This is a genomic window from Candidatus Poriferisocius sp. (assembly GCF_965204145.1).
Taxonomy (GTDB): Bacteria; Actinomycetota; Acidimicrobiia; order Acidimicrobiales; family Bin134; genus Poriferisocius.
This window is the reverse complement of the sequence record NZ_OZ241977.1, coordinates 320,097-343,200: the sequence shown is the minus strand read 5'-3', so window position 1 is coordinate 343,200 and position 23,104 is coordinate 320,097. Positions and strand designations below refer to the sequence as shown.

Annotated in this window: 19 protein-coding genes; 7 read left to right on the top strand and 12 right to left on the bottom strand. The window is 66.0% G+C overall.

The window, feature by feature from the left end; genetic code table 11:
* Nucleotides 1–4 precede the first annotated feature (4 nt).
* Nucleotides 5–1,771, top strand: a complete 1,767-nt coding sequence (locus ACOGI7_RS01510; RefSeq protein WP_419850168.1) for a GMC oxidoreductase — start codon at nt 5–7, stop codon at nt 1,769–1,771.
* A gap of 21 nt (nt 1,772–1,792) precedes the next feature.
* Here the strand turns inward: ACOGI7_RS01510 and ACOGI7_RS01505 are convergent, their stop codons facing one another.
* The 7 genes from ACOGI7_RS01505 to ACOGI7_RS01475 all read right to left on the bottom strand — a co-directional run bounded on the left by ACOGI7_RS01505 (nt 1,793) and on the right by ACOGI7_RS01475 (nt 11,640).
* Nucleotides 1,793–3,094 (bottom strand): acyl-CoA dehydrogenase family protein, encoded by a 1,302-nt coding sequence (locus ACOGI7_RS01505; RefSeq protein ID WP_419850167.1) that lies wholly within the window; start codon nt 3,092–3,094, stop codon nt 1,793–1,795.
* A gap of 40 nt (nt 3,095–3,134) precedes the next feature.
* Nucleotides 3,135–4,664, bottom strand: coding sequence for a trimethylamine methyltransferase family protein (locus tag ACOGI7_RS01500; protein ID WP_419850166.1), 1,530 nt, complete (start codon nt 4,662–4,664; stop codon nt 3,135–3,137).
* Between the two features lies 1 nt (nt 4,665).
* Nucleotides 4,666–7,098, bottom strand: coding sequence for an FAD-dependent oxidoreductase (locus ACOGI7_RS01495; RefSeq protein ID WP_419850165.1), 2,433 nt, complete (start codon nt 7,096–7,098; stop codon nt 4,666–4,668).
* A gap of 20 nt (nt 7,099–7,118) precedes the next feature.
* Nucleotides 7,119–9,569 (bottom strand): GcvT family protein, encoded by a 2,451-nt coding sequence (locus ACOGI7_RS01490; protein WP_419850164.1) that lies wholly within the window; start codon nt 9,567–9,569, stop codon nt 7,119–7,121.
* A 308-nt stretch (nt 9,570–9,877) separates the two neighbouring features.
* The gene (locus ACOGI7_RS01485) at nt 9,878–10,297 is read right to left on the bottom strand and encodes a type II toxin-antitoxin system VapC family toxin (protein ID WP_419850163.1); all 420 of its coding nucleotides are present in this window, start codon (nt 10,295–10,297) and stop codon (nt 9,878–9,880) included.
* 14 nt (nt 10,298–10,311) lie between these two features.
* A complete protein-coding gene (locus ACOGI7_RS01480; RefSeq protein WP_419845569.1) occupies nt 10,312–10,581 on the bottom strand; it encodes a type II toxin-antitoxin system Phd/YefM family antitoxin in 270 nt (89 codons plus the stop codon).
* 120 nt (nt 10,582–10,701) lie between these two features.
* Nucleotides 10,702–11,640 (bottom strand): cyclase family protein, encoded by a 939-nt coding sequence (locus ACOGI7_RS01475; protein ID WP_419850162.1) that lies wholly within the window; start codon nt 11,638–11,640, stop codon nt 10,702–10,704.
* An 18-nt stretch (nt 11,641–11,658) separates the two neighbouring features.
* On the opposite strand from ACOGI7_RS01475, the gene ACOGI7_RS01470 reads away from it, so the two are divergent.
* Entirely contained in the window at nt 11,659–12,840 is a 1,182-nt protein-coding gene (locus ACOGI7_RS01470; RefSeq protein ID WP_419850161.1) for a cytochrome P450, read from the top strand.
* Between the two features lie 7 nt (nt 12,841–12,847).
* On the opposite strand, the gene ACOGI7_RS01465 is transcribed toward ACOGI7_RS01470, so the two are convergent.
* The gene (locus tag ACOGI7_RS01465; RefSeq protein WP_419850160.1) at nt 12,848–14,047 is read right to left on the bottom strand and encodes a cytochrome P450; all 1,200 of its coding nucleotides are present in this window, start codon (nt 14,045–14,047) and stop codon (nt 12,848–12,850) included.
* Complete coding sequence (locus tag ACOGI7_RS01460) at nt 14,044–14,961, bottom strand: SDR family NAD(P)-dependent oxidoreductase (RefSeq protein ID WP_419850159.1); 918 nt, start codon at nt 14,959–14,961, stop codon at nt 14,044–14,046. Before ACOGI7_RS01460 ends, ACOGI7_RS01465 begins: the two co-directional genes overlap by 4 nt.
* Nucleotides 14,962–15,022: 61 nt before the next feature.
* Between ACOGI7_RS01460 and ACOGI7_RS01455 the strand changes: the two genes are divergently transcribed.
* Complete coding sequence (locus ACOGI7_RS01455; RefSeq protein ID WP_419850158.1) at nt 15,023–15,787, top strand: metallophosphoesterase family protein; 765 nt, start codon at nt 15,023–15,025, stop codon at nt 15,785–15,787.
* 144 nt (nt 15,788–15,931) lie between these two features.
* Nucleotides 15,932–16,159 carry a hypothetical protein gene (locus tag ACOGI7_RS01450; protein WP_419850157.1) on the top strand — a complete coding sequence of 76 codons (228 nt, stop codon included), beginning with the start codon at nt 15,932–15,934 and terminating at the stop codon, nt 16,157–16,159.
* 35 nt (nt 16,160–16,194) lie between these two features.
* Here ACOGI7_RS01450 and ACOGI7_RS01445 read toward each other — a convergent pair whose 3' ends face one another.
* A complete protein-coding gene (locus tag ACOGI7_RS01445; protein WP_419850156.1) occupies nt 16,195–17,058 on the bottom strand; it encodes an SMP-30/gluconolactonase/LRE family protein in 864 nt (287 codons plus the stop codon).
* Nucleotides 17,059–17,108: 50 nt separating this feature from the next.
* Between ACOGI7_RS01445 and ACOGI7_RS01440 the strand changes: the two genes are divergently transcribed.
* Entirely contained in the window at nt 17,109–18,053 is a 945-nt protein-coding gene (locus ACOGI7_RS01440) for a TauD/TfdA dioxygenase family protein (protein ID WP_419850155.1), read from the top strand.
* Nucleotides 18,054–18,074: 21 nt separating this feature from the next.
* On the opposite strand, the gene ACOGI7_RS01435 is transcribed toward ACOGI7_RS01440, so the two are convergent.
* Nucleotides 18,075–18,926, bottom strand: a complete 852-nt coding sequence (locus ACOGI7_RS01435; RefSeq protein ID WP_419850154.1) for an enoyl-CoA hydratase/isomerase family protein — start codon at nt 18,924–18,926, stop codon at nt 18,075–18,077.
* 17 nt (nt 18,927–18,943) lie between these two features.
* Between ACOGI7_RS01435 and ACOGI7_RS01430 the strand changes: the two genes are divergently transcribed.
* Nucleotides 18,944–20,206 carry an APC family permease gene (locus ACOGI7_RS01430; protein WP_419850153.1) on the top strand — a complete coding sequence of 421 codons (1,263 nt, stop codon included), beginning with the start codon at nt 18,944–18,946 and terminating at the stop codon, nt 20,204–20,206.
* Between the two features lie 84 nt (nt 20,207–20,290).
* Nucleotides 20,291–21,970, top strand: a complete 1,680-nt coding sequence (locus tag ACOGI7_RS01425) for a trypsin-like peptidase domain-containing protein (RefSeq protein ID WP_419850152.1) — start codon at nt 20,291–20,293, stop codon at nt 21,968–21,970.
* Nucleotides 21,971–21,990: 20 nt separating this feature from the next.
* Here ACOGI7_RS01425 and ACOGI7_RS01420 read toward each other — a convergent pair whose 3' ends face one another.
* Entirely contained in the window at nt 21,991–23,091 is a 1,101-nt protein-coding gene (locus ACOGI7_RS01420) for an NAD-dependent epimerase/dehydratase family protein (protein WP_419850151.1), read from the bottom strand.
* Nucleotides 23,092–23,104: the final 13 nt, after the last annotated feature.

Sequence of the window (23,104 nt, the reverse complement as noted above, 5' to 3'; positions counted from 1 at the left end):
TCGGATGGACCAAGAAACGCTGCGCTGGCTGACCGATCCCGAATCCGGGTGCTGGGAAGAGTTGGGCTACCAGCGGTTCCCCCTCGGCGAACCCGATTTGGTCGACACCGTGCCGCCGGTGATCGGCTGGGACGAGGTGCAGGATCGCTACGACGCAGTGGTGATTGGCAGCGGGGCCGGTGGCGGCGTGGCTGCCCATGTGCTGGCTGAGGCCGGGTGCTCGGTGCTGGTGGTGGAGCGAGGGCGCCCCCTCAAGTCCACAGAAATCGGCTGGGACCCGGTGCGCAACCATCGCACCGCAGTCTTCGGGTTCGGCGAGGGCGTAACGCCGGTCGGAAATCCCCGAGCCGTCAAGGATTGGGATGGCGAGCAGGCCCTTGAGCCCCATGATTTCCGCTACCACAACAACGCCGTTGTGCTGGGCGGCGGGCCCCGGCTGTATGGCTGCCAAGGGTGGCGATTCGCGCCGGAGACGTTCCGCATGGCCAGCGAATACGGCGTCCCCGAGGGGTCGGCCTTGGCCGACTGGCCGATCACCTACGACGATCTCGAGCCCTACTACGACCTAGTGGAATGGGAGGTGGGCGTCGCCGGAGCGCCCGGCCATGTTGGCGACGGTCCCCGGTCCCGCGGCTACCCGCTTCCCCCGTTCCCGCCCGACCGAGGGGGCGAGATGCTGGGCGAGGCCGCAGCTCGCCTGGGCTGGGCCACTGCGCCCGTTCCCCTGCTGGTCAACTCTCGGCCCTACGGAGGGAGGCCCGCGTGCGCGGGTTGCAGCCAGTGTGTCGGCCATCCCTGCCCGGTGGACGCCAAGAACGGCGTCCATAACACCCTGCTCCCCCGAGCCACCGCGGCTGGTGCCCACATCCTGAGCGACACCCTGGCGGCCCGGATCGACGATGGCCGAGGCGAGGTGGAGCTGCGCTCTGAGCAAGGCCAGCGCACGGTGCGGGCCGACCGGATCGTGTTGGCCGCCGGTGCGGTGGAGACCGCCCGGTTGCTGATGCTGAGCGGGCTGGGCAACGACTGGGTGGGCCGGTGCCTCCAGGGCCATACCTACGTGTTGGCCCATGGCCACGTTGACACCGACGAGCCGCTTAGCGACGGCGTCGGCCCTGGTCTGGCCATGGCCACCCGGGAGCACTGCCACCAAAACGACGGGATCATCGGCGGCGGCATGATCGCTGATGAGTACGCCGTGTCGCCGGCGCAGCACTGGGTGATGGGCTCGTGGTTCCGACCCGAGCACCAGCAAGCGGCCGAGGCCGCTGGCGAAGTCGACGAGTATGGGCGGCCGACGGGCGCCTCGGCCCGTCAGGCCCTCCGAGACACCTACCGCCGCACCATCATGATCATGGGCCCGATCCAGGAAATCCCCACCCGCTCAGCCGGGCTGGACTTGTCGGCTGAAGTCCGGGACCGGTGGGGCCTGCCCGTAGCCCGCTTCTTTGGCGTGCAACATGAGGAGGACCTGCGCACCGCGGAGTTCTTGGGAGACCGGGCCAAAGAGTGGATCACTGCCACCGGGGCCCGCGATGTGACCGGCGGCTCCATGGGATTCCAAATCCTGTCCGGCGGCCAGCACCAAGCCGGCACAGCCCGCATGTCGGACACTCCCGCGGGCGGGGCCGTCGACCCCAGCGGCAAAGTGTGGGGCTGCGAGCGGACCTACGTGGCCGACTCCTCCCTCCACGTCACCAACGGCGGCGTCAACCCCGTACTGTCCATCATGGCCAACTCCTGGCGAGTAGCCGACCTGCTCTCCCGCTAAGCCGGCCTGAACAGCCTGGGCTCAGGCGTTCAGCAACTCCTCTTCGATGCGCTCGGCCATCACTTGTTGTGCCCATTCGATCTTGGCCGGTAGGTGCTCGGTGGGGAACAGGCCCTCGGAGGGGCGATAGTCCTTGAGCACCTGCTTGGCGATGGTGTCCTTGTGGACCTCGGTGGGGCCGTCGGCCACCCCGAAGGTGGGGGCCATCATCCACATGTTGGCCAGCGGCGTCTCGTTGGACATGCCCAGCGAGCCGTGGATCTGCATGGAGCGGAACACCACGTCCATCAGCACCCGGGGGGTGGCCACCTTCACCCCGGCGATGTAGAGCCGGGCCTTGGAGGTGTCCGACTGGTCGATCTGCCAGGCGGCGTGCAGCACCTGCAAGCGGAACTGCTCGATCTGGACCCACGAGTCGGCGATCATGTGCTGCACCGCCTGCTTCTCGGCCAACAGCGAGCCCTTGGTCTCCCGGCTGAGGGCCCGCTCGCACATCATGTCGAAGGCCTTTTTGGCCGTGCCCACCGAGCGCATGGCGTGGTGTACTCGGCCCCCGCCCAGTCGGGTCTGGGCGATCTTGAACCCGGCCCCCTCCTCGCCCATGAGATTCTCGATCGGGACGCGGCACTCGTTGAACCGCAGGTAGCTGTGGCCGCCGTGGCCCCGGCGCTCTCCGCCCACCCCCACGTTGCGGACCAGCTCCAAGCCGGGGGCATCGTGGGGCACCAGCATCATGGAAGAGCCTCGATACACCGAAACGTCGGGGTTGGTGATGAGCATGACGATTAAGAACTCGGCCCGCGGGTAGTTGGAGGCGAACCACTTCTCGCCGTTGATCACCCACTCGTCGCCGTCGCGGTGGGCGGTGCAGGTGAAGTGGTTGGGATCGGACCCGCCCTGGGGCTCGGTCATGGAGTAGCAGGTGGAGATCTCCCCGGCCAGCAGCGGCTTGAGGTACTTCTCCTTCTGCTCGTCGTTGGCGTAGTGAGCCAAGATCTCGGCGTTGCCGGAGTCGGGGGCCTGACTGCCGAAGGCCGAGGGGCCGAACGTGGAGCGGCCCAAGATCTCGTTCATCAGCGCCAATTGCACCTGACCGAACCCCATGCCCCCCATCTCCGGCTTGAGGTGGCAGGCCCACAGCCCCCGGTCCTTGACCTTCTGCTGGATGCGGCGCAGATGTGTCTGCACCTCCTCATCAGACTTGTCGAACGGCGACCGCCCCCGGAAGTAGTGGTCCAGCGGCTCGATCTCGGTGTGCATGAGCTCCGTGAGCCACTCGAGGTGGTCTTGAAACTCCGGATCAGTAGAAAAATCCCAGGCCATGTTCCGAGACTAGAGCAGCCTCGCCCGACAGCGCGCTTCGTCAGCGGATGGGGGCGAGGTGGATGGGGAAGGTTTCTCGGATTAGAGCGTCAGCTTCGGGGGTGATGTGGTCGGGTTTGGGGCGGTTGAGCACTTCGGTGACGTAGTCGTGGGCCACGTCGTCCATGAGCCGGGCGCCAGCGTCAACCCAGTCGTCGGGGCTGAGGCGGTCGCCGATTTGGGGGTACACGTACTCGGTCTGCATGAGCGAGAGGGTTTGGGAGTGGCCGAGGAAGTGGCCCTCGCCGTGTACTACATCGGCAATTACCTGGGTGGACAGGGTCTCGGGGGTGATCTCGATGCCCCGTACCGTGCGGTTGATGGACCCCAGCATGTCGTTGTCGATCACCAGCGCCTCCAGCGAGCAGGCCATGATGCTGGCCAGCATCCCGGCCGACTCGTTGATCATGTTGGCCCCGGCGTTGGCGGCCAGGGTGATGGCGTTGGCCTTCTCGGCACCGGCCTGGTTGTCGGGCAGCTTGGAGTCGGCCATGCCCGCGGCCACCCCCGACGGCAAACCGAGGTAGTTCACCACTTGGGCGCCCGCCGCGTTGATGATCGCCTCCTCGCCGCTGCCCCCGCTCATCGCCCCGGTGCGCAGATCGGACACGAACGGCCACATGCCCATCACACAGGGATGGCCGGGCACCACCAGGTTCACTGCGGTCAACCCGGCCAGGCATTCGGCGAGGGCTTGGACCAGCGATCCGGCCAGCGCGGCCGGCGAGGTGGCCCCGGCCTGCCCCGCCGAAAGCAGGTTGATCGGCATGCCCCGTCGGGCCTGTTCCATCAGGCACAGGGCCGAGTCTTCGGCAAAGCGCAGGGGCGGCACCACGAAGGTGTTGTTGCCGATGCTGAAGGGCCGCCGGGCGAACTCCCCCTCAGCACCCAGCGCCATGTCGAACAGGTCAATGCACTCATGAACGTGGTCGGGTTGGAACATGGCCGTGCCCAGGGGCTTGGTGGTGCCGGCCAGGATGGCGTAGGCGGTGTTGATGTCCAACTCCCGGGAGGTCTCCATGTCGCGGGCCACCAGCGTCCGCACGAACACGTGGATGTTGTCGAGGGTGTCGACGATCCGGGCCACGTCGTAGAGATCGGCCAGCGTGCTGTGACGGAAGCGCTTGGTGTCGTGGTCGAGCATCATCACCGCGGCCCCGCTGGTGCAGAAATGAACCCGGTTGCCGCCGATCTCCACTCCTCGGTCGGGGTCGAAGCCGTACAGGGTGAACTCCTTGCACGCCCCGTCAACTATCCGCTTGACGAGGTCGGGCGGGAACCGCAGGCGATCGTGGTCGTCCATCCGGCCCCCGTTGGCGGTAACCGCCTCAATGATCTCCGGGGTGGCCTGGCCCATGCCCAGGTCGGCCAACAAACCGAGGGCCGCCTCGAACACATCGTCGCACTGGCCTTCGGACAGGGGCTTGTAGGCCCCGCCGGCCATCCCCGGCCACACTGCCCGGGCATCGGCTTCGGGCGGCGCCTCCCGCATGGCCACCCGGGCCGCCCTGCCTCCTGCTCGTCGCGCCATATCAAGCCCTCGGTTTCTCGTTGTCGGGGTCGTAGGCCGGGCCGTCCAACACCATCGCCGGACGGCGGTCGCTCATGAGTTGCACCTCGAAGCGAGTACCTGATGCTCTGTACTGGGGTTTCACGTAGGCGAAGGCCAGGCCGCGCCCCACGGTGTGGCCCCAGGTGCCCGATGTGGTCAGCCCGATGAGCTCGTCGCCGTCGTACACCGGCTCGTTGCCCCGGCAGTCGTTGTCGGTGGTGTCCACCTCGCAGTAGACGAGGATCATCTCGATGTCGTCGCCCATGGCCAGCCGCTCCTCGGAGGCCTTCTTGCCCTGGAATTCGCCCGACCAGTCCACGAACCGGCCCAAGTCGGCCTCTACCGGGGTGATCTCGGTGGTCAGCTCGAATCCCATCGCCTTGTAGGCCTTCTCGATCCGCATGGTGTTCATGGCGTAGGCGCCGTAGTGGACCATGCCCAATGGCTCGCCCGCCTCCACCAGGGCGTCGTACAGCTCGGCGGTGTGCTCTTGAGAGTGGTGCAGCTCCCAGCCCAGCTCGCCCACATACGACACCCGCAGGGCCAGACACCGAACCCCGGCTACTTCGATTTCTTGACCGGTGAGCCAGCGGAACCCCGGGGCCTCCAACTCGGCGTCGGTGAGCAAGGCCAGGATCTGGCGAGACAGCGGGCCGGACACGGCCAGGATGCCCATGTCGTCAGTTCTGTCAGTGACGGTCACGTCCTCGCCGGGTTGCACATGGTGGGTAAGCCAGTCGCGGTCGTGGAATTGCCCGACGACGGCCGAGTTCAGGTAGAACCGGTCGGGGGCCAGCCGGGTGATGGTCATCTCGGTCTCGATGCCGCCCAACTCGGTCAGAAAGTGGGTGAGCCGCATCCCCCCGTCTTTGGCCGGCATCCGGTTGGCGGTGAGGCGGTCGAGCAGCGCCCCGGCGTCGGCCCCGGTCACCTCGAACTTCGAGAAGGCGGTGAGGTCGGCGATGCCGGCCCGCTCCCGGGTGGCCCGGCACTCGGCGCCCACGATGTCGAAGGCGTTAGAGTGCCGGAAGGTGTGGGCCTCAGGCTCGCCGAAGTATTGCGGGCGCTCCCAGCCGAAGATCTCCATCCACTGGGCCTGCCGGGCGTCGAGCCGGCCGTAGATGGGGTCGGTCTTCTGGGGCCGGCCGGCGAAGCGCTGCTCGCCAGGGAGGCGGGTGGCGTACATCTCGTGGAACTCGTCGATGGCCTTCTCGATGGCGTAGCGCCCGGTCGGCCCGCAGTGGTCGCCGAACCGCCTCGGGTCCATCTCCGCCACGTTGATCTCGGTCTGGCCGTGCACCATCCACTGCGCCAGGTACTTGCCCGCCCCCGGCCCCTGGGTGATGCCGATGGACGCCCCCGCGCACAGCCAGTAGTTGCGCAGGCCGGGCGCCGGGCCCATGAGGTAGCCGGAGTCGGGGGTGTGGGTGATCGGCCCGCTGACCACCGTCTTGATCCCGGTGTCGGCGAAGGCGGGAATCCGCTTGCCGGCCTCGATCAGCCAGGGCATGAGTTGGTCGAGGTCCGGCGGGGTCAGATAGAAGTGCTTGTCCCAGTCGATCCCCTCCAACCCGTAGGTCTGGGCGTTTTCCCTCTCGTAGGGACCCACCAGCAGCGAGTCGATCTCCCGCCGGTAGTAGGCCGAGGCTCGGGGATCGCGGATCACCGGCGGGTCGAAATCGCCCAGCTCCTTCATCTCCGCCATCGGCTCGGTGATGAGGTACTGGTGGATCACCGACACAATGGGCACGTCGAGGCCCACCATGGCACCGAGCTGGGGGGCGTAGCACCCAGCCGCGTTCACCACGTGCTCGGCAATGATGCGGTGGGTCTCGCCCTTGACGTCGCAGACCACTTCCCAGCGGTGGTCGGGAAGCTGGTTCATGGCGGTGACCAGCGTGTGGCGGTAAAGCTCCCCGCCCAACTGGCGGGCGCCCTTGACCATGGCCGCAGTGACGCTGGACGGGTCGGTCCAGCCGTCGTTGGGCGTCCAGCAGCCCATCAGCACGTCGGACACGTCCATGAACGGCCAGTGGTCGAGAATCTCGGAGGGCTCGATCAGGTGGTTCTCGATCCCGACCAGATCGAGCACCCCGCTGACGTAGCGGAACCAGTCCACCTGATGGCGGTCGAGCGCCAGGCGGATGGCGCCGGTGCCGTGCCAGCCGCTGGCCAGCCCGGTCTCCTCTTCGATCTTGGCGTAGAGGTCGGGGGCCACCGCATGGCATTTGGCCATGTTCAGGCTGCCGATGAAATGGGGAATGAGTCCGGCGGCATGCCAAGTGGAGCCCGATGACAGCTCCCCCTTCTCCACCATCACGATGTCCGTCCAGCCCTCGTGGGCCAAGTGGTAGAAGAGGCCCGCGCCCATGGCGCCGCCGCCGATAATCACAACCTGGGTTTCGTCGCGCACCGTAGGCCGCTCCTTGTCAATCAGAGCCGAACCCGCTCTTTGCGGGGATCGTAGAACGAACGAATAGAGCCGGTGGCGGCGATGGGCGTTCCGGCCACCTCGATCTCGAAGCGCCCAGATTCCACCCAGTCTTTGGTGACGCCGTCGGCGCATTCCACGTAGCCCAGGGCCAGCGCCCGCTTCTCGGTGTAGCTCCACATGCCGCTGCTGGTGCGGCCCACCATCTGGCCGTCGCGGTAGATGGGCTCATCGTGGTACAGCAGCCAGTCGGGGTCTTCCAGCCGGAGCTTGATGAGGCGCTTGGTGCGGGGCCCCTCCCGCTGGGCGGCCAGCGCGTCCCGGCCTCGGAACCCGCCGACCTTGTCCCAGGCCACCGCGAATCCCAGTCCTGCCTCCAGGGGAGTGTCCTCGTCGGTGATGTCGTGGCCCCAGTGGCAGTAGGCCGCCTCCATGCGCAGCGTGTTCATGGCGTGGTAGCCGGCATGGCGCAATCCCAAGGACGATCCCGCTTCTACCACCGCGTCGTGCAGGGCCACGGCCTGTTCGTTGGGCACGTAGAGCTCCCAGCCCAGCTCGCCCACATAGGTCATGCGCAGCGCCAACGTCTCCGCCCCGGCGATGCAGAGATCCTGGGCCGTGCCGAACGGGAAGCCGTCGTTGCCGAGATCGGCGTCGCAGAGCTGGCTGAGCACGGCCCGGGAATTTGGCCCCATGACGCCGAGCACCCCGTAGTGGTCGGTGACGTCTTCGATCACCACGTCTCGGCCCCGAGCAGCCCGCCGCAGCCAGGCCCAGTCGCGGGTGGCGGTAGCCGCCGAGGTGACCACCCAATAGGAGTTCTCGCCCCGGCGGGTCACGGTGAGGTCGGCCTCGATGCCGCCGCAGTCGTTGAGCCACTGGGTGTACACCGCCCGACCCACCGGAACGTCCACCTCGTTGGCGCACACCCAGTTGAGCAGGGCCATGGAATCGGGGCCCTCCACGGTGAATTTGGCGAACGAGGTCTGGTCGAACAGGCCCACCGCGTTGCGAACCGCTGCGCACTCGTCCCCGCTGGCCTCGAACCAGTTCTGCGGACCCCAGCTATAGCGGTATTCGCGTTCTTGACCGGGGGCGGCGTACCAGTTGGGCCGCTCCCACCCGCCGACCTCGCCGAACACCGCCCCGGCGGCGTCGATGCGCTCGTGCAGCGGCGAGCGGCGGATGTCTCGGGCGGTCTCGTACTGGCGAAACGGCCAGTGCATGGCATAGAGCAGCCCCAGGCTTTCGGGGATGCGGGCGTCGAGGTAGGCAGGTTCGCACTGGAACCCGAATGAGCGGCGGATGTCCACCACCGAGAGGTCCATGGGCGGGTGGTCGTCGACGATCCAGTCGGCCAGCACCCAGCCCACCCCGCCCGCCGATTGGATGCCCACCGAGTTGAACCCCGCAGCCACAAAACAGCGGTCCACCTCGGGCGACTCCCCCAGGTAGTACACCCCGTCGGGGGTGAACGCCTCAGGGCCGTTGAAGAACAGCTGCAAGCCCGCCTCCCCCAGCACCGGCATGCGGTGGATAGCCCGCTCGAAAATCGGCCCGACATGATCCCAGTCTTCCGGCAGGGTCTTGAACTGGAGGTCTCGAGGGATGCCATCGAGATTCCAGACTTTGCCCCGAGGCTCAAAGAAACCAGCCATCACCTTGCCGGTCTCCTCTTTGAAGTAGGTGTAGTTGGACGGGTCGCGCACCGTGGGCATGTTGGGCTGCACTCCATCGATGGGCTCGGTGACGATGTAGAAGTGCTCGCAGGCCTGCACCGGAACGCTCACCCCCGCGGTGGCGGCGAGTTGCCGGGTCCAGATTCCGGCGGCCAGCACCACGGTCTCGGCCTCTACTCGGCCGGCCTCGGTGTCCACTCCGACTGCCCGGCCGTCTTCCACCACCACCCCGGTCACCGCGGTGCCTTGTACGATGCGAGCCCCTCGGGCCCGGGCCCCTTTGGCCAAGGCCATGGTGGTGTCCACCGGGGAGGTGATCCCGTCTCGGGGGATGAACAGCGTGCCCACCAGGTCGTCGATGTTGAGCAGCGGACACATCTCACGAGCTTCATCGAGCTCGATCTCGCGGATGTCCACCCCCACTGTGCGAGCCATCGACATGCCCCGCAGTAGCTCCTCCCACCGCTCGTTGTCGGCCGCCACCGAAATGGACCCCGGCGCGCGGTAGCCGGTGGCCTGGCCGGTTTCGGCTTCGAGCTCCTCAAACAACTGGGCCGAGTAGGTGGCCAGCCGGGTGAGGCTGTGGTTCGACTTGAGCTGGCTGACCAACCCCGCCGCGTGCCAGGTTGTGCCGCTGGTGAGCTGCCCCTGCTCGATGAGCAATACGTCGGTCACCCCCCGACGGGCGAGGTGGTACGCAATAGAACAGCCGACGATGCCGCCACCGACAATGACTACTTGAGCACGGTCGCCATGCTCAGCCTTCCCGCCCATTGGCCGCTCCATTGCTGCAAGGTCATTGAATGCCGATAGATACACCCCAAGGCCACACCCCCTGAGGACAATCCCGCTTTACATGATTGCCAGCGGATTCACCGGCGAACCGGTGCCGTAGCGTAGCACCAGCGGGGCGCAAACATATTGGAATTCCCAGCACCCCAGGTCGGTTTTCGCTCTGGGGGGTGCCTTGGCGGATGACCGACCACTCTCCGACGCCGTTGGCGTTGGTGGCGAGGGCCGCGGTGACGTCGCCGGTGGAGCACCAGGGTGGGGCGGTAGACGGGGGACGGGCTTGTCGGGGTTTATGAGGAGTGCAGGCGCAAGCGTTCTGTTCGGTTCGCCCAAGCGATGATGCGCCTGTCGAATGTGGCCAGTGGCCAACCGCGGTCAATGGCGGTGGCTGCGATGATGCGGTCCATCGGATCGCCGTGGAAACCAGTGTCTCCCAGTTCCACCGAGGCGATGAACACCTCCGCAGTAGGCGGCACGTCAATCAGGCCTCGCGCCAGCAACCGCTGACGCGCCTCTCGCGTGGACCAAGAGGACGCCACGCTATTGGCGGGGTCCCGCCGGGCATGCTCCAGTTCCCAGAACGTCACCGACGACACGGCCGCCGAGCCTTCCCTGATGGCCTCGTCCAACGCCTCCAGCCTCTCCGCGTCGAGCTTTGCCGTATTCCGAGAAGCCACCCAGATCAGGACATGGGTGTCGAGCAGGATCACAGGCAGGCTCGGCGCTAAACGGCCGTCGTCCGGTCTGCGGCGAACTGCGCCCACTCCTCCTCGCTATAGGGGGAGTACTCGGGGTCGTCCATCAACCCCCGCCATTCCGGGGCGCACCCCAGGATTCCCAGCGGCTTCTCGTTCGCAGGGGTGATGTGGACGATGGGGTGCCCGTGGCTGGTCACCGTCAGGGGCTCGCCGGTCTCCGCGACCTCTTTGAGCAAACCCAGACTCCGGTTCTTGAACTCGGTAGCGGCAATACGCCGGGTGGGCACTGGATCCATATGCCCACCCTACCCTGCTCGAAAAGAAGTGGCCAGAATATGGCCACTTATTGGCCATATCTCTCCACCAGCGCCGTAGCGCATGCAATTGGCTAGTTTCAGCGGAGCCGTTGTGCTGGCTTACAGAATTGCCAGGGGGTTCACCGGCGAGCCGGTGCCGTAGCGCAGCACCAGCGGAGCGCACACGTACTGGAATTCCCAGCGGCCCAGATCGGCGCAGCGGGCGGCCACGGCCTCGAAGTCGGCGTTGTCGATGATGGGCATGCCCATGTAGGGCAACAGGATGTGGTGGACGTGCAGGGCGATGCGGATGGGCATCGGGTTGGGGATGCCCTGGTCTTCTTGAGGGGCGTCTTGGAAGTCCCAGGTCAGACAGGAGGCCTCCGTCTCGTAGAAGAACTCGATGGCCGAGGCATGAACCCCGGCGTTGGACCCCATCCCTTGAGAGGTGCCGGTCTTGTCGAAATACACATCCATGCCGCTGCGGATGCAGACAGCGTCGCCGGGACGGGGTTCGATCCCCTGGGCCGCAGCCACGTCGGCCAGCTCCCAGCCGTGGACCGGCTCGCCGGGGGCCACGTAGTCGGTGCCCCGGAACCGGGGGACGTCGTACAACACGCCCCGAGTCACGATGCCGTCGCGCCAAAAGTCGATGGTGCCGCTGTGCTCAGCGGGCATGGGGGGCTTGGCGAACTCCTTGCCGTTCCAGAACTTGCCACCGCCGTCCACCGGCAGGTGGCACAGGGCGTCGATGTGGGTCTGCACGAAGCCGTGGATGAACATGCCGAAGTAGTCGGCCATCGCCCCGGAGTCCCCCGCGCCCACGAAGTGGTGGGCCGGATAGGGGTTGGCCGGCCCGGCGTGGGTGTCGATGGGGCGGCTCATCGACACCGCCTCCCCGGTTTGCACCAGCTCAGCGGCTGCTCGGCGGGCCTCAGGAGTGATGTGGTTGAGGGTGCCCAACTCGTCGTCGTCCCCCCACCGGCCCCAGTTGCAGAACCGCTCCCGATAGGCGGCGTACTCTTCAGCAGTCGGCGGCGTGCGGTCACTCAGTCCCATAAGGCAGTCTCTATCACAATGAACGACTACGACCCGTTCTCTTCAGAGGTGGCCACTGATCCGCTGCCCATCTACCGGGAGTTGCGGGCGGCGGGCGGGGTGCATCGGCTGGAGCAGTATCACGGATGGGCGCTGCCCCGCTTCGCCGAAGTGTGGGAGGTGAGCTGCGACCGGGACTCCTTCACCATCGCCGAGGGGCCGGTGTTCCTTCGTGAGCAGGTGCTTCAACCCGCCCCGACCAAGCTGGGTCCGTTGCCAGCCGGGCCGTTCCTCAGCTTCTCTCAGATGGACCCGCCGGCCCACACTCAGATCCGCAAGATCCTCTATCCCCCACTGCGCCAACGGCCGGTGGCCGAACTGGAGGCCGAGCTGCGCCGGGTGGCAGCTGATTGCGTAGAAGCTGGGTTGGAGCGGGGGCGGCTCGACATTGTCACCGAGCTGGCCTCGCCGGTGTCGGTGGCCGGGACCTCGCTGGTGCTGGGATTCCCCTTTGCCGATGGGGAGAAGCTGGTGGAATACGCCAATCAGACCATGCGCTACGACGACCGCGCTCCTGCGGCCCGGGCCAAGATCCACGAATACTTGTGCGGCTTCGTGGCCGAACAGCGGGCTGGAGATTGTCCCGAGTACATCGAAGCCCTGCTGGGGGTGGACGTGGCTGGCCACCCCTTCGACAATCAGGACGCGGCCATTCAACTGTCCACCTTGTTCACCGGTGGAGTGGAGACCACCCCCAAGGTGATGGGCGGCGGTTTCATCCACTTGGCCACCGACGACGACCAACGGTCCGCTCTGGCCCAAGACCCATCACTCAGCGGGGGCGCATTTGAAGAGATGCTGCGTCTGGAAGTTCCCATCCAGCACTTGGGCCGAACGGTGTGCCGGCCAACCGAGATCGGTGGCCAGGAGATGGCCCCTGGCGACCGGGTGTTCTTGCTGTACCAGTCGGCCAACCGGGATGAGCGGGAGTTCGGCACCGACTCTGAGAGCTTCGACCTTCACCGCCGCCCGACTCGCCAACTCGGCTTCGGCCATGGTTTGCACTACTGCATCGGCGCCCATCTGGCCCGTTTGGAGGGTCGGGTGATTATCGAAGAGACCTTGGCCCGTATCCCCGAGTTCGAGGTGCCCGCCGACGAGGTGGTCCGCCTGCCGGGTTCGTTCCAACAGGGCTACGCCTCGGTGCCGATCGTCTTCTGACCTTCGGTTAGGCCAGAGCTACTGGTAAGCGGGCCAGCCCTCGCAGGGTGAGCCTGTCTTTCCAAGGGGGATCGTCCTCCAAGGGAGTCCAGGTTTCGAAGCGATCCAGCAGGCTGGCCAGCACTACCTGGCCTTCGAGGCGGGCCAGTGAAGCACCCAGGCAGTAGTGGATGCCTGATCCGAACGACAGCAGCGGTGTCTCTTGGCGGCCGACATCGAACCGGTCGGGATCGTCGATCACGTCGGGGTCGCGGTTGGCCGCCCCCAGAAGCATCAGCACCATGCTTCCCTTCGCGATGGAATGCCCCCCGATCTCCACGTCTTCAAAGGTGTACCGGGCGTCCACCTGCACGGGAGGCTGAAAGCGAAGCACCTCGTCCACCGCGCCGGGCACCAGTGACCGATCGGCCCGCAGCCGGGCCAACTCACCGGGATGCCGGATGAGAGTGTGGACCATGTTCCCGATCAGGTTGGTGGTGGTTTCGAAGCCCGCGGCATAGATCAGCGACAAGGTGAGCCCAATCTCTCGCTGGGTGAGCCGGTCCTCTCCGTCGCTGGCCGCAATCAGCGCGGAGAGCAGGTCGTCACGGGGATCGGCCCTCCGCTGGTCGATCAGCTCATCGAAGTAGGCCGCCACCTTGACCCCGGAGGCCTCGGCCCGCTCCCGGTCTTCCTGGCTTTGGTTCGGCTCGAGGGAGCCGGCCAGATCGGACACCAACGGTCGCAGCCAATCGCGGTCGGCCCGGGGAACCCCAACTAACTCGCTAATGACATTGGCTGGCAAGGGAAAGGCCAGCTGATCGATCAGGTCTCCCCCGCCGGAAGCAGCCAGCGAATCCATAAGTTCGCCGGTCATCTCCTCCACCGCCATCCGCAGACCTTCGACCCGTCGGGGTGTGAAGGCTCGGCTCACCAGCGAACGCAGTCGAGTGTGATCGGGAGGGTTCAAGAACAAGAAGGTTCGCTCTTCGTTGGGAGTTCGCACTCTCTCCGCAGTGAGTGTCGGAACCTCGTCGCCAGGTTCGGCGTTGCCCATTCGGGGATCCCGAAGCGCCTTCCGGCAATCCTCGTACCGGGTGAGCACCCAATAATCGGCGAAGCCCAGCTTGTGAACCGGCGCCGTCTCCCGCAGCTGCCGCAGCAATGGATAGGGGTCGGCGTACACCTCCAGATCAGTGACGATCCGAATGATCAGCTCGTCGCTCATGGGCGGGGACTGTGGACCCGCCCAAAGGTGTAGCCATCGGGCCAGCCCCGCCGGGCGAGGTTGGCCTCTTGTCGGGCGATGACCGCAGGGATATCGTCCGGCTGCCAGCCCTCCACCAGCGACTCGCCCATCAGATCGCGCACCGGCCGGTTGAGTTCCACCAGCAGTTGCAGGCTGAAGGCGATGCGACCGGTCAGCACGTCGGGATCGCCAGCGACCAGGGCCACAGCGGCTTCGGCCATCGTCTCAAGGGGTTCGAACATCTCCTCGTCTATCCAGCCGCCCTCCACCAGCGCCGGGGTGGCAATGGCCGCTTGCGGGGTGAGGGCGTTGACGGAAATCCCCTGGCCCTCGCACTCGCTGGCCGCCGACACCGTCAGCTTGTTCAAGGCCGCTTTCGGCGCCCCATATACGAATCCGGCCTTTGAGGGCTTGCTCGACGGGAACGGCGGACCGGGTGGCAACTCGGCGGAGAAGGTGGTGAGGTTCAGGATCGCACCGCTCCCCCGTTCGCGCATCCCTCTGACCACCGACGACATCAGCTCCCACGGCGCCCACAGGTTGACTTGCAGGCTCAGCTCAAGCTGCTTGGGTGTGACCTCCTCAAACGGGTAGTACCCGCCGAAGGCGGCGTTGTTCACCAGGATGTCGATCGGCCCGAATGCCTCTTCAGTCTTGGGCACCAGCTCGGTGCGGGCCCCGGACGGGTCGCTGAGGTCGGACGGAATCACCAGGCACTCCCCGCCGAACGCCTCAATGCGCTCTTTGGTGGCGGCCAAGCCCTGTTCGTCGCGTGCGGTGATGGCCACTCGGGCACCCTCGGCAGCCAGTCGCACCGCGATCGCGGTCCCCGTTCCCCCCTTGCTGGCGCCGGTGACCAGCGCAACCTTGCCGTCGGTGGCTCCTTCACTCATGGTCTTTCCCTCCCGTGGGGAATTATGGTCGAGCCTACGCCGACGAGTTGAGCCGAGGATCGTGACCGAAAAGACCTACCCCCGAAGTCGAGCCCTGTCGATGCTGCACACCTCGGACTGCCATTTGGGAACTTCCCCGGCCCGACGACAAGAGGCCGCGTTTGCCGCCGCCATCGATCTGGCCATCGCCGAAGCCGTGGACGCGGTGATCATCTCCGGCGACCTGTTCGACCACAACCGGGTGGGCGACGATGTGCTGAGTTGGGCCGCCGATCAACTCGCGCGGCTCTCGTGTCCGGTGGTGATGATCGCCGGCAACCACGACGCCCACCCGGAGACGTCGGTGCTTCACCGGTTTGGCCCCCACATTCAGGATCTCCCAGTCACGGTCCTCGATTCCCTCGAGGGAACCACCACTCACCTCCCCGAACTGGACCTCACTGTCTGGGGCAAATCGATGGACGACCACCATCCCGGCTTCCACCCCCTCGAAGGGCTTCCGGCCCGCCCGGAAAACGGCTGGTGTGTAGCCATGGGCCACGGCCTAGTCATGCCCGACGAATCGCCGTCTTACCGCTCGTCGCCCATCTACCCCAGCCACCTCGACACCGTCGACTGGGACTACGTCGCCCTCGGCCACATTCATCGCCATCAGGTAATCCGCGAGACCCCCTCGGTGGTCGCCTACTCCGGTGCCACCGCGGAGTCATTGGAAGGCGAGCCCGCGGTTGTGCTCGTCACCCTCGACCCCGATACCGGCGTCTTTCTGAACCTGCGAGAGCTAACGCCTCGGGGCTTGCCCACGCCAGGGACGGCAGCCCGGTGACGTAGTTTCACCAGGTAGCAGCGGCGTGTCCACTAGGTCTCGCCTGCGGACATCTAGTCTCTCAGCATCACTCCGACGATCCTTTACCTGCGACGCTCCCGATTCTTCCGGTCGATCACTGCCGCGGACATCACCGCGGCCATAGTGCTCGCTGTTTGGCCCGGCGGATTGGGCTTGCTCGTCGCCTCGCTGGTCCTTGTAGTCGTGTTCGGCGCTGTCTATGTGGGCTTCGAGAAGTGGTGCCAGCGTAAGGGCTGGGGGGAGCTGTCGGACTATCCCGAAGCCCGTCAACAGAAGCATCTGCGCTGGCTATTGAACTTCTCCGCTCACGGCCTCATCAACGTCTTACTAATCAGGGCATTGGACTGGTAGACCCGCCAAGGGCAGCCACGAATGACTCCAGCCGCTCAGGGCTTGCCCACGCCGGGGACGGCGGCTTCGGTGGCGTAGATAGCGCCGGTTTTCGCCGCGGTGACCACTTCTCTCTTCCAGTCGTCGGCGGCGCAGATGAGGAGTGTGCCGCGGTCGTCGCCGCCCAGCACGCAGGCCACCGGCACCTTGGGAGCCATGTCGTAGGAGTCGGTCACCTCGCCGCCGGGCAGCACTCGGAATACCCGCAAGCCCAGGGGATCGGCTACCCACACCGCGCCCTCGGCATCCAGGCAGATGCCGTCGGGCGGGGCCACTGGGGCCCGGTCGGATTCGGGAACCAGCTCGGCGTAGACCCTCCGGTTGGACAGAGTGCCGTCGGGGGCCACATCGAACGCGGTGAGCCGGAAGGCCGCGCTCTCGGCCACGATCAGCGTCTCCTCGTCAGGGGTCAAGATGTGGCCATTGGGGGCCTCCATGCCGTCAGCGCCCACGCTCACCGACCCATCGGGGGCCACTCTGAGGGTCTGTGCAGTGCGCCGCTCGCCGCCGGCGTGGATCCTCTGCCCCATGTCACCGATGTAGGCGGTGCCGTCGGAGCGCACGATCATGTCGTTGATGTCGCCGATCGCCAGCGGCGACAGGTCGGCGTGTTCGACCATCGGCCCGTCGGGCTCCTGGCGCAGCAGCTTTTGGGAGGCCATGGCCACCACCAGCAGCCGGCCGTCGGGCAGCCAGCCCAGCCCCGACGGGTCGTCCCAGTCCACCACGGCCATCGTCTCGGCGTTGCCGTCGAGATCGGTGCGCACCACCCGATGGGCGTGCATGTCGGAGAACCACAGGGCGCCGTCGTGCCACCGAGGGCCTTCGGAGAAGTTCAGCCCGTCCAAGATCGTGCGCATCAGGTGCCTCCTCATCGGCTTGCGTGCGGACGAGATGGCACAATAGCCCTATGAGCATGACCCTCACCCCAAGTCTCGACGCCGAGGAGTCCTACGAGACCATCCAGGTTGACCGGATCGGTGGGTCACTGGGTGCAGTGATCTCCGGGGTGGACCCCCGCGACGGCCTGACCGACCAACAGTTCGCCGAGATTCACGAGGCGCTGCTCCGCCATGAGGTCATCATCTTCCGCAATGTGCCCATGAGCGCCGAAGACCAACTGGAGTTGGCCTCACTGTGGGGCCAACCCAGCATCTTCCCGCTTCAAGCCGTGATGGGGGTGACCGAGCCAGGTACCTCGGTCATCCGAGACGACGCCGAGAGCCTGCCCACCACCGACAACTGGCACACCGACGTGACCTGGATCGAAGTACCCCCCAAGATTGCTCTGCTCCAATCCGTGGTCGCACCCCCCTATGGGGGCGACACCATGTGGTGCAGCATCACGTCGGCCTACGACGCCCTGTCGGAGCCGATGCGGGCCATGATCGACGGACTGGAACTCCACCATTCCAACTACCCGCAGTTCTGCACGAACATGGCTGAGAAGTCGGGAAGCTGGGACTTGGTGCCCCTGTTGCGAGAGGCCTATCCCGGAGTCAACCACCCGCTGGTGAGGACCCACCCCGAGACCGGACGGCGGGCGCTATACGTGGCCACCAACTTCCAGCAGTACGTGGTCGGGCTGACCGAAGCCGAGAGCACGGCCCTGCTCGACTTTCTGGCCCGCCACATCAATCAACCTCGATTCCACTGCCGTTGGTCGTGGACCGAGGGCGATCTGGCCATCTGGGACGAGAGGTCAACCAATCACCGAGGGGTTTCCGACCACTATCCCGAGATCCGCGAGATTCGCCGCTGCACCGTGGACGGCGACCGCCCCTACTTCGACCCGTCGGTGCCCTACCAGCCCAAGGCCACCATGATGCCCACGGTCGCCTACCAGCCCCAGTAGTCGTCGGTCAGCAGCCAATGCCTACCAACCCCAGTAGTCCCCGCCGAAGCGCTCGTCGCGCTCGGCCAGCGCGCCTTTCATGCCCTTCTCCCGAGACGTCTCATGGAAGTCGAACTCGTCGGGGCTTCGGCGGGTGCCCATCACGAATAGGGGGTGGACGCCGTAGTGGGGGGTGAAAGCCTGGCCGATGCCCAGCATGTCGTAGGCCAGGTGGGCCACGGTGCGCCCGGTGGCGATGCCGTCGCGGGGGAGGCTGGCCAGTGCCCCGGTGAGCTGGGCCACCGCCTCGTCCAACTCGTCGGAGGGCACCACCCGGTTGACCAGGCCCAGCCGCTCGGCCTCGGCGGCGTCGAGCTTCCGCCCGGTCACCACTAGCTCGTTGGCCCGCTTCAGCCCGATCTGGGAGGCCAGCATGGGATACAGCCACGACGTGCCCGCCGAGCCGAACCGCTCCTCGGGCAGCCCGAACACGGCGTCGTCGGTCACCACCGCGAAATCGCACACCAGCACCAAATACAGCCCGGCACCGATGCACGGCCCGTGGACCCGGGCCACGATGGGCTTGGCCGAATACAGCAGATCGCGCATAACCCACGCCCGGCGGCGCAAACCGGCGATGGCGAACCGTCCGCCCTTGGTCTCGGCCCCGCCGTAGAAGTCGTCGGGGCTGGACAGGTCGAAACCAGCGGTGAACCCCCGCCCCTCGCCGGCCAGCACGATGCATTTCACGTCGTCATCGGCCTCGGCCTGGCGGACGAAGGCCACGATCTGATCGAACATGTCGTCGGTCAGGGCGTTGAACACGTCTGGCCGGTTGAGGGTGATCGATGCCACCGGTCCGTCTGCGTGATAGGTCACTTGATCTTCAGCCATGTCCCCTATCCTGCCGGATGGTGAGCAATCCACCCACTCGGCTAGCCCGGCGGCTGGGTACTGGGGATGCGATCGTCATGGGGCTGGGGTCGATGATCGGAGCCAGCGTCTTCGCCGCCATCGGGCCAGCCGCCGCCGCGGCCGGGTCAGGGCTGATGATCGGGCTGGCGGTGGCCGGCGTGGTGGCGTTCTGCAATGCCACCTCCTCAGCCCAGCTGGCCGCCCTCTACCCCGCCTCGGGAGGCACCTATGTCTACGGCCGCAAGCGCCTGGGGCACTTGACCGGCTTCAGCGCCGGGTGGGGGTTCGTGATCGGCAAATCGGCCACTCTGTCGGTTTCCGCGCTGGCATTCGGGGCCTATGCCTTTCCCGAAGCCCCCCGCGCGGCAGGCATTGGTGCCATTGTGGTGGTGACCGCCATCAACTTCCGGGGCATCACCCGCACCGCAACGGCCACTCGGATCACTGTCACCTTGGTGCTGATCGCCCTTGGGATGGTGGTGGCCGCCGCGGTGGGCGGTGGCACCACCGAAACCGACAACTTGGCCGACTGGGGCGCTGGCGGCGCGGCCGGGATCCTGGAAGCCGCCGGACTGCTGTTCTTCGCTTTCGCCGGCTACGCCCGCATCGCCACCCTCGGCGAGGAGATCAAAGATCCGGCTCGCACCATCCCCCGGGCCATCCCCACCGCGCTGGGCATCACCCTGGTGGTGTACGCCGCGGTGTCCGCCACGGCCCTGTGGGCCGTCGGCCCCGACGTCTTGGCTGATGCGGCCGCTCCACTGGCCGCGGCCACCGACGCCGGATCGTGGAGCGGACTTACTCCTGTGGTGCGGGTGGGCGCGGCCATTGCCTCCGCCGGGGCGCTGATGGCACTGATCGCCGGGGTGGGCCGCACCACGTTCGCCATGGCCTCCGAGGGAGACCTGCCCCGGCTGCTGGACAAGGTCCACCCGACCTTCAAGGTGCCCCACTACGCCGAGATCGCGGTGGCCGCGGTGGTGATCGTGCTGGTGGCGCTGACCGACCTGCGCAGCGTGCTTGGCTTCAGCTCGTTCTGCGTGCTGTTCTACTACGCCGTGACCAACGCCGCCGCGTGGACCCTGCCGGCCGCCCAGCGCCGCTGGCCCCGAGCGGTGAGCGGCCTCGGCTTCGCCGGCTGTGTCACCCTGGCCGTCACCCTTCCTGGGGCCTCCGTGGTCGTTGGCCTTTGCGTGCTCGCCGTGGGGATAATCTCTTGGCGCATTCGTCAAACTCTCAATCTGGCGAACAAGGGGTAGACAGCGGGAACTGAATGCGAAAAAGGTGCTATGACGACAACCGATCCCATTCAAGTAGTGCAATCTGCGACCAGCCGGCAGCGCATGGCTCTTCGCCTCGCGGTCGCCATCTCGGTGTTCATCGCGGTGCTGTCGATTGCCGAAACCGCCAGTGCGCAATTCGTCAGCCGGGCCGAGATCACCCAGCGCGACCAGCTGATTGCCAACCAGGAGGCACTGCTCAACACCTACCGCTGCCAATTCGACGTCGATACCGATGTCGTCCCCGGAGGCTGTGTCGACGGCTCACCCGCGCAACCCCCGGCCGAACCCCAGCCATTCACCGGTACGCCGAATTTTGCGGAACTCGCCCGGCGCGACCAGCTGATCGCCAACCAGGAGGCACTGCTCAACACCTACCGCTGCCAATTCAACATCGACACTTCTATCGTGCCCGGAGGCTGCTCCGGTGGACCCATCCCCGATCAGCCTGCTCGACCGACGCCGCCAGCGGATGGGGTTGAATTGTCGCCCGCTGAGGTCTATGCGCTGGTTTCTCCCTCGATTGCACTCATCGAGACTTCATCGAAGTTAGGCAGCGGATTCTTGATCGAAGGCGGCTACATCGTGACCAACCACCATGTGGTGTGGCCCGATGACAAGGCCTGGGTGGTGTTCCCCGACGGCACCGAGCTTCGAGACGTGCCGGTATTGGGATCAGACTTCATGGCCGACCTCGCCGTGCTCGGGCCGGTAGATGTCCCATTCCAGCCGTTGAGGGTCGCGGCCGACGATGACCTGCCTCTAGGAAGCGACCTCTTCTTGGTGGGCTACCCGTCTGAGCCTGAGCTGTTCCCACAACCCACCATCACCCAGGGCATCTTGTCTCGCCTGCGCCAATGGACCACCTACAACCTCACCGTGCTCCAGTCCGACGCCGCCATCGCCAGAGGTCAAAGCGGCGGCGCTTTGCTCAACTCTCAAGGTGTGGTAGTCGGCATCTCCACCTGGAGGTTCAGCGAGGCCGGCTTCTCATTGTCGACATCGGCGGCCGACGATGCGCTGATCGTCGAGAGGTTGATCAACAGCTATACGCCTCCCGAAGAGGGCACCGATCGCCGGGCGCCGAGGAAGTTCGGAGACTTCGAGCACAAGGTCAGAGGGACACAGGGGGTGGACAGCCCGGCCTTCACCTTCAATGCCGCCGCGGGCACGAAAGTGACGATCCAGATCAGCGGCCGGAGCGATGGAGCGATCATCGTCTCTGATCCCGTGAAAACGCTTGCCTCCCAGAACGGAAACACCACGGGAGCCGAGGAGACGACCTTCGAAGTCCTCCGAAGCGGCAAACACTTTGTCCGCATTCTCAGCAGATCGGACGGTGAATTCTCGTTCGACCTGACCAGCACCATTCGACTGCATCCCTACACGGATGAATTCGATGGCACAACCCTGCTGGCTGAGGGGGATTCCGAGGTCTTCTATGGGCTATTCGACTATCCGTTCGACAGCGATTGGTTCAAGATCAGTCTTGAGGAAGGCGAAGTCATTGAAATCAACACCGATTCGGTTCTCGCTGACACCACGATCACGGTGAGGAACCGCGAGACCGGCGAAACGGTCATGAGCGACGACACCAACCCGCGCACCGGTTTGGGCTTTTCGGTCAATGCCCAACTTCGGTTTACCGCTCCCGAGGCAGGCGACTATGCCATCCATGTCGACGAGAGGACTGGCCAGCGGGGCAACGGCTACGCCTTGACCGTTGAGAGGGTGCAGCAATAGCGGCCGTCCTGGCCGAACCGTCACGCCCCCCTTTGCACATGGGCCGCGATCTGATCTTCGAACGTGAAGTCCAAGTCGAGGCTCCGGTCGAGACCCTCGACCACCATCCAGCGATGCACATGGTCGACCATGCCGGCCAGGGTGTACTCGGGCTCCCAGCCGATGTCGGCCCGCAGCCGGTCGACGGAGAACACCACGCTGCGGTTCCAGCGGTGCAGGTTGGGGGCCAGCCGCTGCACCAGTTGAGCCAGTTTGAACCTCCGCCGGGTGTTGTCAGCATCGGCTCTCGCGGTGTCGGAGCTGCGAATGTCGATGTTCACCGGCGAGGCCTTTCCCTCCTCGAACACCAGGGCACCGTCCCACAGGTCGTCCATCACTGAAGCGGGGATGAACACCTTGTCGGCATCGGCGCCCAACACCTCGGCGAACGTGTCCACATAGCCCACATCTGACTGGTACGTCCCACCGGTGAGGTTGTAGCGCTTCCCGAAGGTCTGGGGCTGGAGCATCATCATCCGCAGCGCTCGGGCCTGGTCGTCCACATGTCCCACCTGGCCCACCGTGGTGCCGTCGCCGGGGATCAGCACCGGGCGGCCCCGCAGCAGCCGCAGGATCATCCGCTGCTCACGGTCGGCGAGGATGTTGCGGGGGCCGAACACCATCGAGAACGGCACGATGGTGGCCGGGAACCCCCGGCTGCGCCAGGCGTCGATCAGGATGTCCTCGCACAGCAGCTTGTGCAACCCGTACTCGTTCTGGTTGGGGCCGCGGTCATCAGGGTGGTTCTCGGTGATGGGCAGGATGTCGGTCGGGGCGTAGATGACAGTGGAGGAAGCGAAGATGTAGTGGCCGACTCGCCCTTCGAACACCTTGATCATCAACTCCACATCGGCGGGGTGATAGGCACTCATGTCCTGAACGGCGTCGAAGGCCTCGCCGCCGAGTACCGCCCGCACTTGATCGTGATCAGTGCGGTCGGCCACCAGTCGGCGCACCGACCGGGGAAAGTCCACCGCGGTGCGCCCCCGATTGAGCACGGTCACCTCATGGCCGCATTTCACCAGCTCCATGACCAGGGCGTACCCGTTGAACTGGCTCCCGCCCATAACCAGCACTCTCATTCCTGCTCCTTTG